Source organism: Rhizobium aouanii, assembly GCF_037002925.1.
In the GTDB taxonomy this organism is placed as follows: Bacteria; Pseudomonadota; Alphaproteobacteria; order Rhizobiales; family Rhizobiaceae; genus Rhizobium; species Rhizobium aouanii.
Genome location: NZ_JBAMYD010000002.1, coordinates 360,684 through 373,199 on the forward strand (window position 1 = coordinate 360,684; position 12,516 = coordinate 373,199).

The 12,516-nt window shown below is 61.6% G+C and carries 11 protein-coding genes; 7 read left to right on the forward strand and 4 right to left on the reverse strand.

The annotated features are described in order from the left end of the window. Window positions 1-18 precede the first annotated feature (18 nt). Window positions 19-969 carry a signal peptide peptidase SppA gene (gene sppA / locus V8P77_RS05120; protein ID WP_335911101.1) on the reverse strand — a complete coding sequence of 317 codons (951 nt, stop codon included), beginning with the start codon at window positions 967-969 and terminating at the stop codon, window positions 19-21. A gap of 225 nt (window positions 970-1,194) precedes the next feature. Between sppA and lptC the strand changes: the two genes are divergently transcribed. The 7 genes from lptC to ptsN all read left to right on the forward strand — a co-directional run bounded on the left by lptC (window position 1,195) and on the right by ptsN (window position 7,520). Beyond that, entirely contained in the window at window positions 1,195-1,860 is a 666-nt protein-coding gene (gene lptC, locus V8P77_RS05125; RefSeq protein ID WP_335911102.1) for an LPS export ABC transporter periplasmic protein LptC, read from the forward strand. A 14-nt stretch (window positions 1,861-1,874) separates the two neighbouring features. After that, the gene (locus V8P77_RS05130) at window positions 1,875-2,516 is read left to right on the forward strand and encodes an LptA/OstA family protein (protein ID WP_335911103.1); all 642 of its coding nucleotides are present in this window, start codon (window positions 1,875-1,877) and stop codon (window positions 2,514-2,516) included. A gap of 40 nt (window positions 2,517-2,556) precedes the next feature. Continuing rightward, a complete protein-coding gene (gene lptB / locus V8P77_RS05135; protein ID WP_003556077.1) occupies window positions 2,557-3,333 on the forward strand; it encodes an LPS export ABC transporter ATP-binding protein in 777 nt (258 codons plus the stop codon). Window positions 3,334-3,506: 173 nt separating this feature from the next. After that, complete coding sequence (gene rpoN, locus V8P77_RS05140; protein ID WP_335911104.1) at window positions 3,507-5,066, forward strand: RNA polymerase factor sigma-54; 1,560 nt, start codon at window positions 3,507-3,509, stop codon at window positions 5,064-5,066. Window positions 5,067-5,202: 136 nt separating this feature from the next. After that, window positions 5,203-6,117, forward strand: coding sequence for a DMT family transporter (locus V8P77_RS05145; protein ID WP_335911199.1), 915 nt, complete (start codon window positions 5,203-5,205; stop codon window positions 6,115-6,117). Window positions 6,118-6,409: 292 nt separating this feature from the next. Beyond that, window positions 6,410-6,985: a ribosome hibernation-promoting factor, HPF/YfiA family gene (hpf, locus tag V8P77_RS05150; protein WP_017958734.1), complete on the forward strand. Its 576-nt coding sequence runs from the start codon at window positions 6,410-6,412 to the stop codon at window positions 6,983-6,985. A gap of 70 nt (window positions 6,986-7,055) precedes the next feature. Next, window positions 7,056-7,520 (forward strand): PTS IIA-like nitrogen regulatory protein PtsN, encoded by a 465-nt coding sequence (gene ptsN / locus V8P77_RS05155; protein ID WP_011650215.1) that lies wholly within the window; start codon window positions 7,056-7,058, stop codon window positions 7,518-7,520. 73 nt (window positions 7,521-7,593) lie between these two features. On the opposite strand, the gene V8P77_RS05160 is transcribed toward ptsN, so the two are convergent. The 3 genes from V8P77_RS05160 to V8P77_RS05170 all read right to left on the reverse strand — a co-directional run bounded on the left by V8P77_RS05160 (window position 7,594) and on the right by V8P77_RS05170 (window position 12,487). Beyond that, complete coding sequence (locus V8P77_RS05160; protein WP_335911105.1) at window positions 7,594-9,933, reverse strand: methyl-accepting chemotaxis protein; 2,340 nt, start codon at window positions 9,931-9,933, stop codon at window positions 7,594-7,596. 347 nt (window positions 9,934-10,280) lie between these two features. Next, window positions 10,281-11,180, reverse strand: a complete 900-nt coding sequence (locus V8P77_RS05165) for a ribokinase (RefSeq protein ID WP_335911106.1) — start codon at window positions 11,178-11,180, stop codon at window positions 10,281-10,283. An 80-nt stretch (window positions 11,181-11,260) separates the two neighbouring features. Further along, entirely contained in the window at window positions 11,261-12,487 is a 1,227-nt protein-coding gene (locus tag V8P77_RS05170; protein ID WP_335911107.1) for a DNA recombination protein RmuC, read from the reverse strand. Window positions 12,488-12,516 lie beyond the last annotated feature (29 nt).

The following is a 12,516-nucleotide window of genomic DNA, read 5'->3' on the forward strand; positions in this document are numbered from 1 at the left end:
TAAATTATTGATTTCTTATCAATCGTGGCCAACCTGCCAAACTGAAAGCAGCCCGTCAAGAAGCAACTTTGGGGGCAGGATTCCATTGATATCCTGGGTTTTCATGAGATCATCATAACCGAAGATCGTAATCAACCGAGAAACAGCCCCAGCGAGCAGAAAGGGCGTATTGCTCTTCTTGTCCCAGTCCACCATCGGCAGATCGGCGTCGACGCCGCGCGACGTCAGATAGGCGCGGATCTCGGACTCGCCGCCGATCGTATCGACGAGTTTCACCTTCAGCGCCTGGCGGCCGGTGTAGATCGTGCCGTCGGCCAGTTTCAGCACCTCGTCGCGCGGCAGCTTGCGCCGGTCGGCCACCAGGTCGACGAACCAGTTATAGCTGTCGACCACCATGTTGCGGATCATCGCCTTGGCTTCCTCGCTCGCCTCGTGGAAGGGCGAGGGCTCGGCTTTCAGCGGCGAGGACTTGATCTCCTGCAGCGAAACGCCGATCTTGTCGAGCAGCGGCTGGATCTGCGGATACTGGAAGATGACGCCGATCGAACCGGTGATCGAACTGTCGCCGGCAATGATCGTATCGCCGGCGGTGGCGACCATGTAGCCGGCCGAGGCGGCAAGCGTGCGCACGTCGGAGACGACAGGCTTCTTGGCTGATATCGCCCGGATCGCCTTGAAGATTTTTTCGCCGCCATAGGTCGTGCCGCCGGGCGAGGAGATCGAAATCACCGCTGCCTTCACCTGTTCGCTGGTCTCGACCTTCTTCAGCCGCTCGAGAAGCTCGTCGTCGTCGACGATCAGCCCGGATATCGTCACATGGGCGATGTGCGGGCGCTGCGTCCCGGCACCGCCGAGGGCAAAGCGGTAGAAGGCGAAACCAAGTGCCACGATGAGGGCCACCGCGACGAGGCGCCAGAAGCCCAGCTTGCGGCGCAACCGCCGGCGATCCGCGATGATCGAACTGTCCATAGAAACCTCCAGCGATGGAACCGGCTTCGGCATGCCGCCGATCGATCCGGTGAAATAGGATGGCAGCGGCCCGTACGAATGCCACTTTTCAATGTTTTTCCGTTGTGTTGCTTGTTGCAGAAAAAATTCCATATTGGCAAGCCAATGTAATAATGCGAAACGAACTGTGATTGGCTGCCGGCTTTGTTATCGAGGCGCGGCGATCACCGCACATGGACGAGGCCTATGCTCGATACCCTGAAGAACAACGGACATGCCGCCTATTCAGGGTCTGGCAGGAGCGCCTATGGCGATGCGTTGTTCCATTCCGCCCGCGTGCGGCGGCTGAAGATATTGCTGCCGGTGGCAGCCCTTATCGTTTCAGTCGCCGTCGGCGCCGTGACAGTGATCCGCACCTATCTGCCCGAGAACATCAAGATGGAAGGCGCCAAGATCGAGAACGGCAAGGTCGTGATGGAAAAGCCGGCGATATCAGGTCGCAATTCCGACGGCATCAATTATTCGATGCTGGCCGAAAGGGCGCTGCAGGATATCCGCAATCCCGATCTCATCACGCTCGAGACCATCAAGGCCGCCGTGCCGATGAATGACGGCCTGATCGCCCGCGTCGTCGCCTCGACCGCCGATTACAACCGCGCCACCGACAATCTGCATATGACGGCTCCCTTCACCCTAGTGCTGAGCAGTGGCCTCAATGCGAATTTCCAGTCCGCGCAGCTCGACATCAAGGGCGGAAACATGCGGAGCGACGACCCCGTCACCATCACCAAGGACAATGCCTCCATTGTTGCGAAGACGCTTCAGATAACCGATAAGGGGCGGGTGATCACATTCGAGGGGAATGTTCGCATGAATGTCGATCCATCCACCATCCATAAACAGGGCACTTAACCAGCCGGGTCATCATGACAAAAGATTGTCGCATTTCCACTTGCAAGATAGGCATGGCATTCATTGCCGGCGCATTTGCCCTCATTCTGACGGCCACGGGCGCCGGCGCGCAGCAGGCGACGGCCACGATGCCGGGCATGAAGCTGTCCAACGACCAGCCGATCCAGATCGAAAGCGACAAGCTGGAGATCCACGACCAGGAACACACCGCGCTCTTCACCGGCAACGTCAAGGTCGTCCAGGGGACGACGACGATGCAGTCCGGCAAGATGACCGTCTATTACAAGGACAAGGCGGCAAAGCCGGCTGCTGACGGCGCGCAGCCCGCAGCGCAGCCGGAACAGTCGGCCTCGCTTGCATCGGGAAGTGCCGATATCGACAAGATCCTGGTGACGGACAAGGTCTTCCTGAGCTCGGGCACGCAGACGGCGACCGCCGATGACGGCAATTTCGACATGGCCTCGCAGACATTCATCCTCACGGCGGATGAAGGGAATAAGGTTATTCTGTCGGACGGGCCGAACGTCTTTACCGGCTGCAAGCTGACGGTTCATATGCAGACCGGTCAGGCGCAGCTTGAAAGCTGCGGCGGGCGTGTCCAGATTCAGCTCGATCCGAAATCGCAGCCGAATGCGCAGCAGCAGAAGCAGAACTGAGAAGCCGGCCTCCCACGTGAAATTATCATCGCTATCCACCATGTTCGGCAAGCCCGGGCCACAAGCTGCGGGTGCCGCCGACAAGAGCCGCTATCAGGGAACGCTGATCGCGCGAGGTCTGACGAAGACCTATGCGACGCGGCGCGTCGTCAACGGCGTCTCGCTGGTGGTGCGCCGTGGCGAGGCCGTCGGCCTGCTCGGCCCGAACGGCGCCGGCAAGACCACCTGTTTTTACATGATCACCGGCTTGGTGCCGGTCGATGAAGGCACGATTGAGATCGACGGCAACGACGTCACGACCATGCCGATGTACCGCCGCTCGCGTCTCGGCGTCGGTTATCTGCCGCAGGAAGCCTCGATCTTCCGCGGCCTGACGGTGGAAGAGAATATCCGCGCCGTCCTCGAAGTGCATGTGAAGGACAAGGCCGAGCGCGAGCAGAAGCTGAACGAGCTGCTGGAAGAATTCCATATCCAGAAACTGCGCAAGAGTGCCGCCGTCGCCCTTTCCGGCGGTGAGCGCCGCCGCCTCGAAATCGCGCGTGCGCTTGCGACCGACCCGACCTTCATGCTGCTCGACGAGCCCTTTGCCGGCGTCGACCCGATCTCGGTCGCCGACATTCAGAATCTCGTTCACCACCTGACGGCACGCGGCATCGGCGTCCTCATCACCGACCACAATGTGCGCGAGACGCTGGGCCTTATCGACCGCGCCTACATCATTCATGCCGGTGAGGTGCTGACCCATGGCCGGGCGAACGACATCGTCAACAATCCGGAAGTGCGCCGGCTCTACCTCGGCGACAATTTCAGCCTCTGACCCCGGATCCGGATGATTTTAGGCCGGATCGGCAGAAATTCACCGTGCCGTCATAGTTCCGCTTGACCAAATACAATAAAAAAGCAATTTTTGGGCCAACTTGGATTTCCGTGGCCTGAAGCCTTGATCGGACGCGGTTTCCCGGAGGAATCGAGGGGAGTTTCGCGTCCGTCATGGCACTGTCCGCCAATCTTTTCCTGCGCCAGACCCAGTCCCTGGTGATGACACCGCAACTGATGCAATCCATCCAGTTGCTGCAGATGACTCATTTCGAACTCAACCAGTTCATCGCCCTGGAAGTGGAGAAGAACCCGCTGCTCGAATTTCCGTCGAATGACGGCGAGGCGGGCGGCGAACGTGGCGATGCCGAAGATGGAGAGTATGCTCATCAGCCCGAGGATGCCGGCTCCGACGATGGCTATGACAACCGCGCCGAGGCGCTCTCCAGCGACTGGTATGATAATGGCGGCAGCGCCAGCACCAGCCGGCTGAACGACGAACTCGACGCCAATTACACCAATGTCTTTCCTGATGACGGAGCCCCGCAGCGCCTCGATGCGCCGGAACTCGTCAGCCAGTGGAAGTCGATGCCGGGCAGCGGCGAGGGCGCCGACTACGATCTCGACGATTTCGTCGCCGGCCAGGTGTCGCTGCGCGATCATCTCGCCCAGCAGATCCCCTTCGTCCTGCCTGACATGGCCGACCGGCTGATCGCGCAGAATTTCGTCGACCAGCTCGACGACTGCGGTTATCTGCAGGCCGATATCGTCGAGGCCGGCGAGAGGCTGGGCACGAGTCTCGCACAGGCCGAGCGCGTGCTCGCCACCCTCCAGAGCCTTGATCCGCCGGGTGTTTTCGCCCGCAGCCTCGCCGAATGCCTAGCGATCCAGCTCAGGCAGAAGGACCGATACGACCCGGCCATGCAGGCTCTGGTCGAAAACCTCGAACTGCTCGCCCGGCGTGATTTTGCCACGCTGAAGCGGCTCTGCGGCGTCGACGAGGAAGATCTTCTCGACATGCTCGGCGAGATCCGTCAGCTCAATCCTAAGCCCGGCAGCGGCTTCGAAGCGGGTGTTTCCGAAGCGATCACGCCGGATGTAGTCGTCAGGCCCGCCTCGGACGGCGGCTGGCTGGTCGAGCTCAATCCGGATACGCTGCCGCGCGTGCTGGTCAACCAGTCCTATTTTTCCCGTGTGACGAAGAACGGCGAGGACCACGCCTTCCTCACCGACTGCCTGCAGAGCGCCAACTGGCTGACGCGCAGCCTCGACCAGCGGGCAAAAACCATCATGAAGGTGGCAAGCGAAATCGTCCGCCAGCAGGACGCCTTCCTGCTGCACGGCGTCGATTACCTGCGCCCGCTGAACCTCAAAACGGTTGCCGAGGCGATCAAGATGCATGAATCCACCGTCAGCCGCGTCACGTCGAACAAATATATGCTGACGCCGCGCGGCCTCTTCGAACTCAAATATTTCTTCACCGTCTCGATCAGCGCCGTCGCCGGCGGCGACAGCCATTCGGCCGAGGCCGTGCGTCACAAGATCCGTGCGCTGATCCTGCAGGAGAGCCCGGAGGCGGTGCTTTCCGATGATGATATCGTCGACATGCTGAAGAAGGGCGGTGTCGATCTCGCCCGCCGCACGGTTGCGAAATACCGGGAAGCGATGAATATCGCCTCTTCGGTCCAGCGCCGCCGCGAGAAGCGGGCGCTCGCCAAGGTCGCCGGCTTCTGATGCTGCCATGCTTCGACCTGGATCGAAGCATCTAGCCTGAAAATCCCGTTATTCCTCTGCAGCGCCGTGTCTTTTCAGACGCGCAAACGGTGCTGCAACCCTTTGAATTTTATTGAAGAGCATCGAAAAGCCGACGATGACGCCGCAAAATCCGAACCTTGCCAGGGAGCTTTTCCTGTTGCTGGTGCTAGCGACCCTTTGGGGTTCCTCCTATAGCTTCATCAAGATCGGCGTCGAGACGATCCCGCCGATAACGTTGATCGCCGCCCGCACGCTGATTGCCGGCGGCATTCTACTGGCCGTCCTGCGCCACCGGCGTGTCCGTCTGCCGCGCGATCGTGCCACCTGGCGACGGTTTTTCGTTCAGGCCTGTTTGAACAGCGTCGTCCCCTTCACGCTGATCGCCTGGGCGGAACAGTCCGTCGATGCCGGATTGGCGGCGATCCTGAATTCGGCAACGCCGATCTTCGCCTTCCTGCTGACGGTGCTGTTGATCCGCCACGAGCAGGTGACGCTGCGGCGGCTTTTCGGCGTCATGGCCGGACTTGCCGGCATCTGCCTCGTCATCGGCGTCGAAGCGCTCGGCGGTCTCGGCGAAAGCCTGATGGCGCAGCTTGCCATCATCCTGGCGACCATCTGTTATGCAGGTGCCGCGATTTTCGGCAAGAACTTCAAGGGGCTCGACCCCGCCGTGCCGGCGGCCGGCTCGTTGATCTCAGGCGCGGTCATTCTCTTGCCGGTGAGCCTCATCGTCGATCGACCATGGGAGCTTGATCCCTCCCTGGCATCGATGCTGGCGCTGCTGGCCCTCTCCGCCTTTTCGACCGCTCTCGCCTTTGTGATCTATTTCCGTCTCGTCCAGACGCTGGGTTCGGTCGGAACCACCTCGCAAGCCTATCTCAGAGTGCCGATCGGCGTTGCGATCGGCATCGTCTTCCTTGGCGAGAGGCTGAGCCCGACGGCCTGGATCGGACTCGTCTGCGTCATATCAGGTGTCGCTGCCATGACCATCCCCGCAAGAAGCGGCACAACGCAGGCGCGAAGCGCGTAAAGTGGATGAAATGACAATTGGCGGTTTGCCTTGCCCGGCAAGGTGCCCGCTGCACGTTAATCGAGTGCCGCTGATGGTGATTCGGCGCCCTATTGACTTTTGGGCACGCTGTGGCTAGAAGCCCGCCGCAATCGATGCCGCGAACGGCGTCTGGAGTTATCCCCGGCATCAGAAGGGCACCAAGGACCCGCAGGCATAAGCCGATCTTGCTTGAGATTGTGCGAAGTGCTTGGATGAACCTGAGGCTTGGCGTAAACTGATACCCGCAAACGACCATAAGAAGGGAAACTCCATGAGTGTGCGTGTATCCGGGAAACATATGGAAATTGGTGAATCCTTCCGTCAAAAGATCGAGGACCAAATTGGTATGGCCATCACGAAATACTTCGACGGGGGATATTCCGGCCAGGTGACCGTGGAAAAGGCGAGTTCTCGCTACTCGGCGGATTGCAAGCTGCATCTCGACAGCGGGGTGGTACTGCATGCAGCCGGCGAGGCGACTGACCCGCAATTGGCTTTCGACGCCGCTTCCCAGCGGATCGAGAAACGGCTGCGGCGTTACAAGCGCAAGCTGAAGGACCATCACGCCGGAAACCATCTGAATGGTTTTGCAGAGGTCTCCTACACGGTTATGGATTCCGTTCCTGATCACGATGATGAAATCGCCGACGATTTCGCTCCGGCGATCGTCGCTGAAAGCACGAAGCAGCTGAAGACCATGTCGGTCGCCACCGCCGTGATGGCGCTCGACATGACTGACGAGCCGCTTCTCCTGTTCCGCAGCCCCGGCAAGGAACATCTGAACATCGTTTACCGTCGGCACGACGGAAATATTGGCTGGATCGATTCAGCCAGTATCAAAGGCTGAGATCAGGGTGGTGAGCGGCGGTATTGCCGCCGCTCCTTGCATTTGATCCCGGCGACAGAAGGAAAAAGAAATGGCATTGGCAGATTTGCTCCATCAGGATGCGATCATTCCCGCCCTCAGAGTAAATTCCAAGAAACAGTTGCTTCAGGAATTGGCTGCAAGAGCCGCCAGGATCACGGGGCTTTCCGAGCGCGAGATCTTCGACGTCATCCTGCAGCGCGAACGCTTGGGCTCGACCGGCGTCGGCAACGGCATCGCCATTCCCCACGGCAAGCTGGGAAACATCCATTCGATCGTCGGCATCTTCGCCCGACTGGAACAGCCGGTCGATTTCGAGGCGCTGGACGACCAGCCGGTCGATCTCGTGTTCCTGCTGCTTGCGCCGGAGGGCGCGGGCGCCGATCATCTCAAGGCACTGTCGCGGATCGCCCGCGTACTGCGCGATCACGATCTGGTCGCCAAGCTCCGTGCCACCGAGTCCGCCTCGGCGATCTACGCCTTCCTCAACGAAGAGCAGACGTCGAACGCCGCCTGACGCTGTATTATCCCCGAATGTGAAAAGGCGCCTGATATCCCAGGCGCCTTTTGCGTTACGAGGGGCTGAACGATCAGAACTCTTCCCAGCTGTCCTGCGCCACGGCAGCGGATCCGCGCGACGGGGCAACGGGGCGGCGGACCGCCGGGGCGCTCGCGCGAGGCGAAAGGGCTGAAGTCGCCGGTGCCCGCATCCTTTGCGCGACTGAGGCAAGGGCCGCGGCTTTGCCCGAACCCGAGACGTTGAAGCGCGTGGCGAGCGCCTTCAGCGTTTGTGCCTCGTCGTTGAGCGCGACGCTGGCAGCGGTCGCTTCCTCTACCATGGCCGCATTCTGCTGCGTCACCTGATCCATCTGGTTCATGGCCTGATTGATTTCCTTCAGGCCGACAGCCTGTTCGCTGGCCGATGCCGAGATCTGCCGGATGAGGTCGTTGATGCCCATCACCTGTTCGGCGATCTTGTGCAGCGTGCCGCCGGCGCGCCCGACGAGATCGACGCCCTCCTTGACCTGGACGGCTGAGCTGTTGATCAGCGTCTTGATCTCCTTGGCGGCATTGGCCGAGCGCTGTGCGAGTTCACGCACCTCCTGGGCGACGACGGCAAAACCCTTGCCGGCTTCCCCGGCACGGGCCGCCTCGACGCCAGCGTTCAGGGCGAGCAGGTTGGTCTGGAAGGCGATCTCGTCGATGACGCCGATTATCCGCGAAACCTCCGTCGAGGACTGTTCGATCCCTTGCATCGAGGCGATCGCCTTCTGCACCACTTCGCCGGACTTTTCGGCATCCTGGCAGGCGAGGTTGACGTTGTCGGCCGCCGTGCGCGCATTCTCGGCGCTGGAATCGACCTGCGCAGTGAGTTCGTTGAGCGCGGCCGCCGTCTCTTCCAGGCTGGCTGCCTGCTGCTCGGTGCGCTTGGCGAGGTCGGAAGCGCTGTTGCTGATTTCACCGGTGCCGGAGCCGATACTGGCGACGCTGAGGTTCATCGTGTTGATGGTCTCTTCGAGGCTCGCGAGCGCGGCGTTGAAATCCTGCTTCAGCTTGCCGTATTCGCCGGGGAACTCGTCGGTGATGCGGTGGCTGAGATTGCCCTGTGACAGCTCGGAAAGGCCGGCGCCGACGATCGAGACGATATGGCGCTGCAGTGACACCGATTCCTGGCGCTCCGATTCCGAGCGGCTGCGCTCGGCCTCGGCCGCCTGTCTCTGGTCTGCGGCCTCGTCTTCGAGGCGGCGGCTGTCGGCGAGGGTGAAGCGGAAGCCTTCGAGCGCCTTGGCGACCGAACCGACTTCGTCGCTGCGGTCCTGGGCGGCGACTGGTTCGCCATACTGGCCGTCGCTCAGCGCCTTGACGCTGGCGACCAGCCCGCCGAGCGGCCGCTGCACGAAAGAGCGGACGGCGAAATAGAGCGCCAGCATCACCGCACCAAGCACGATCAGCCCGTTGATGATCATCATGTAGGTCTGGTCCCGCACCGGCGCGTTGATCGCCGTGTGCGGCACGTCGACGAGCACGACCCAGGTGGCGTTGACGCCGGGAACCGAGAACGGATAGACGACGCGATCGAAGGGATCGAGGCCGTCATAGGTGAGGTTCCTGACGAGGCCGGGCTGTTTGCTCGACAGCGCCGACTTGACGATGTGGGCGCCCTCGCCGTCATATTCCTTGGTCATCAGGTCGGGGATCGGCGCGACGATCCAGTTGCCGGCCTGCGACAGCAGCGTGACGCGGCCCGAACCGAAAGGATGCAGCGCCTGCAGCTTGTCGGTCAACGACTTCAGCGAAATGTCGACGCCGCCGACGCCGATCATCTTACCAGCAGACATGACCGGATAGGCGATCGAGGTCAGCAGCGTCGGCACGTCGGTTCCTTCGGCCATATAGGGCGTGGTGATCGCGCCCTTGCCGCTGTCGGCGGCAAGCTTCCACCATGCGGCGGTATAATCATTGTCGAAGGTCGAATATTGAATGCCGCCGTCCTTGGTCTTCGACCAGTAAGGCGTGAAGGCGCCGTTCTTGTTGGTGCCTTCGTCATTATTGTTGGCGATCTCGGTGCTCTTGCCGTCAAGCGCGCCGAGCTGCTCGCAGAACCAGCTGCCGAAGGCGAAGGCGTTCTGCTCGAGATTGGCCTTCAGCACGTTGATCATGCCCTTGCGATCGAGCGACTTGCCTTCATGGCCGCGGCCGATGACGCCCGACATGGTGCGCGCGGCGCTGGCGAGTTCGCCGACATTGGCGGCGATTTCATTGGCGATCGATTTTGCCTCCAGGTTGGCCTGATCCATCGTCAGCGTCTGGACGCGATCCCGGGTCTGGCCGATGAGGAAAAAGTTCGAAACGATGAGAACAAGCGCGATGGCGATGCCAGTGATGACGATGAGTTTCGCCGCAAGCGATTTCATGCGAAAAATGAACATAAGGGTCCTCGGGCAAGGATGCGCCGAACGGGCATTCTCCGGCGCAGGAGCAAAGGCTCGCCCCGTCATGGAGCAGCCGCCGACAGCGCCGCGCGTCTTTTCAGACGCGCAAAGGACGCTGTAGCACTTTGAATCGCTGCATAATTTTATCCTTAAATCGATTCCGATTTAAGGAATTATGCAGTGGACGGCCGGATTCCAGAAAGTGGGAGGCGCCGGCGGCCATGAGGAACATCGCCGGAAATCTCTTAAATTTGAATGAAAACTCTATCGATCGGAGCCAGGAAAATCGCCGGAACGCCCTGAATTACAGGGCGTTCCGGCGGCCGTTTCGCAAAGAGACGCGCCTATATCCTGTCTGCGACTTCCTCGCTCAAGGGGATCGACGGTTGTGCCCCGGCCTTGAGGCAGGCGAGCGAACCCGCAACCGCCGCACGGCGCAGCGCCGAGACAAAATCGAGGCCGTCGTCGAGGCTGGCGGCGAAATAGCCGCAGAAAGCGTCTCCGGCGCCGACCGTATCGACAGGTTCGATCTTGAGCCCCTGCGCCCTTGAAATCGCCCCGTCGCGAATGGCGATGACCCCGTCAGCGCCGAGCGTTACGATCAGCGTCTGGCCGGTCTCCGCATGGAGGTGCATAAGGGCGGCCTCGCGCGCCTGGGCGTCCATGCTCTCCTGCCCGGCGAGCCGTTCGAACTCGGTCTCGTTGGCGATGACGATATCGGCGAGCCGGCCGAGACGCGGCGCATCGGGGATCAGTGGCGCGAGGTTGAGAATGCTGGTGACGCCCTTGGCGCGGGCGGCCGACAGCGCGCGTTCGACGGCAGCAGCCGGCACTTCGAGCTGCAGCATCAGGATATCGCCTTCGTTCATGCGGCCGATCGCCGTCTCGGCATCGGCAGGCGTGACCTGGCCGTTGGCGCCGGGAACGACGGCAATCATGTTTTCGCCGTCGCCGCCGACAAGGATCAGCGCCGTGCCTGTGGGGCCGTCGACATGTTTGATCAGAGAAAGGTCGGTACCTGCATCATCGAGCAGGGCCAGTGCCTCCGCAGCGAAGGCATCCTTGCCGACGGCGCCAGCCATATGCACGTAGCGGCCGGCGCGGCGCGCTGCCAGCGCCTGGTTGGCGCCCTTGCCGCCGGCGGCCGTGGCAAAGCCGTTGCCGGCCACCGTCTCGCCGGGCTTCGGCAGGCGCTCGGTCGTGGCGATGAGATCCATGTTGATGGACCCGAAAACTGTGATCATGAATGTGTCCCGTCTTCTGGAGCATGCGGGCGAAATCATGCTCCTACTGTTTCATGCGGGCGCGACACTGCCCGAACCGGTCACTCCTCGTCAACCACCCGCAGCTTCAGAAGACCGGTGCGGCTTACCACCGATTTGGCCGCGGCTTCGCTGTCGCGGGCGGGCTTGGCATCGCCGCCACCCGCCTCGAATTCCAGCGCTTCGATCCTGGCGCCGCGCTTGGTGAGCTTGTCGGCTGACGTGACCACCATGTCGATATCCTTCTGCGCCATGGCGAAATGGCCTTGCAGCTTGCGCACCCGCTCGTCGAGGCGGCTGAGATCGTCCATCAGGATCGCCACCTCGCCCTGGATCAGATGCGCCTGCGCCCGCATGCGCTGATCCTTGAGCACGGCCTGGATGACCTGGATCGACAGCATCAGCAGCGACGGCGAGACGATGACGATGCGGGCGCGGTGCGCCTTCTGCACCACCGGCTCGAAATGCTCGTGGATCTCGGCGAAGATCGATTCGGACGGCACGAAGAGAAAGGCCGTATCCTGGGTTTCCCCCTGGATCAGATATTTCTCGGAAATGTCCCTTATATGGACCTCCATGTCGCGGCGGAATTGCTGACCGGCGATCTTGCCGGTCTCGGGGCTGCCGGCGTCGCGAATCGCGTTCCAGGCTTCGAGCGGAAATTTCGCGTCGATCACCAGCGGCGGCGCGCCGTTCGGCATGCGGATCGTGCAGTCCGGCCGCGAACCGTTGCTGAGCGTCTGCTGGAAGGCGTAGGCGCCCATCGGCAGACCATCGGCGACGATCGTTTCCATCCTGGACTGGCCGAAGGCGCCGCGCGTCTGCTTGTTGGAGAGAATGGCCTGCAGCCCGACGACATCCTTGGCGAGAGTCTGGATATTGTTCTGCGCGGCATCGATGACCGCCAGCCGCTCCTGCAGCCGCTGCAGGTTATCATGCGTCGATTTCGTCTGCTCGGTGATCGTCGTGCTCATGCGCTGCGACATGCCGTCGAGGCGTTGGCTGATCGTTTGGTTGAGTTCGCTCTGCCGCGCGCCGAAGACCTCGGTCATCGCCGCGATGCGGCCCTGCATCTCCGCCTGGATCTTCAAGAGCTCGGCCATCCGCGCTTCGTTTTCCTGAGCACGAAAGCTCGCTTCCTCCGCCTGCTCGCGACGAAGGCTGGCGCCGCGCAGCAGAAGCACGATCACCAGCAGGGCGAGGGCGGCGAGAACGCCACCGACAAGCGCCAGCATGGCCGGGCTGATCGAGGCAAGGGCAAGGGCGAGCGATTCGGAATGGATGGTCATGCCGCAAGCATAACAGAAGAAATGGCGAT

What these genes read in the sequence shown, in the direction of transcription:
- V8P77_RS05165 (WP_335911106.1), bottom strand. Translation starts at nt 11,180, where the DNA reads ATGATCACAGTTTTCGGGTCCATCAACATGGATCTCATCGCCACGACC.
- lptB (WP_003556077.1), top strand. Translation starts at nt 2,557, where the DNA reads ATGTTCGGCAAGCCCGGGCCACAAGCTGCGGGTGCCGCCGACAAGAGC.
- lptC (WP_335911102.1), top strand. Translation starts at nt 1,195, where the DNA reads ATGCTCGATACCCTGAAGAACAACGGACATGCCGCCTATTCAGGGTCT.
- ptsN (WP_011650215.1), top strand. Translation starts at nt 7,056, where the DNA reads ATGGCATTGGCAGATTTGCTCCATCAGGATGCGATCATTCCCGCCCTC.
- sppA (WP_335911101.1), bottom strand. Translation starts at nt 969, where the DNA reads ATGGACAGTTCGATCATCGCGGATCGCCGGCGGTTGCGCCGCAAGCTG.
- V8P77_RS05160 (WP_335911105.1), bottom strand. Translation starts at nt 9,933, where the DNA reads ATGTTCATTTTTCGCATGAAATCGCTTGCGGCGAAACTCATCGTCATC.
- V8P77_RS05145 (WP_335911199.1), top strand. Translation starts at nt 5,203, where the DNA reads ATGACGCCGCAAAATCCGAACCTTGCCAGGGAGCTTTTCCTGTTGCTG.
- V8P77_RS05130 (WP_335911103.1), top strand. Translation starts at nt 1,875, where the DNA reads ATGACAAAAGATTGTCGCATTTCCACTTGCAAGATAGGCATGGCATTC.
- rpoN (WP_335911104.1), top strand. Translation starts at nt 3,507, where the DNA reads ATGGCACTGTCCGCCAATCTTTTCCTGCGCCAGACCCAGTCCCTGGTG.
- hpf (WP_017958734.1), top strand. Translation starts at nt 6,410, where the DNA reads ATGAGTGTGCGTGTATCCGGGAAACATATGGAAATTGGTGAATCCTTC.
- V8P77_RS05170 (WP_335911107.1), bottom strand. Translation starts at nt 12,487, where the DNA reads ATGACCATCCATTCCGAATCGCTCGCCCTTGCCCTTGCCTCGATCAGC.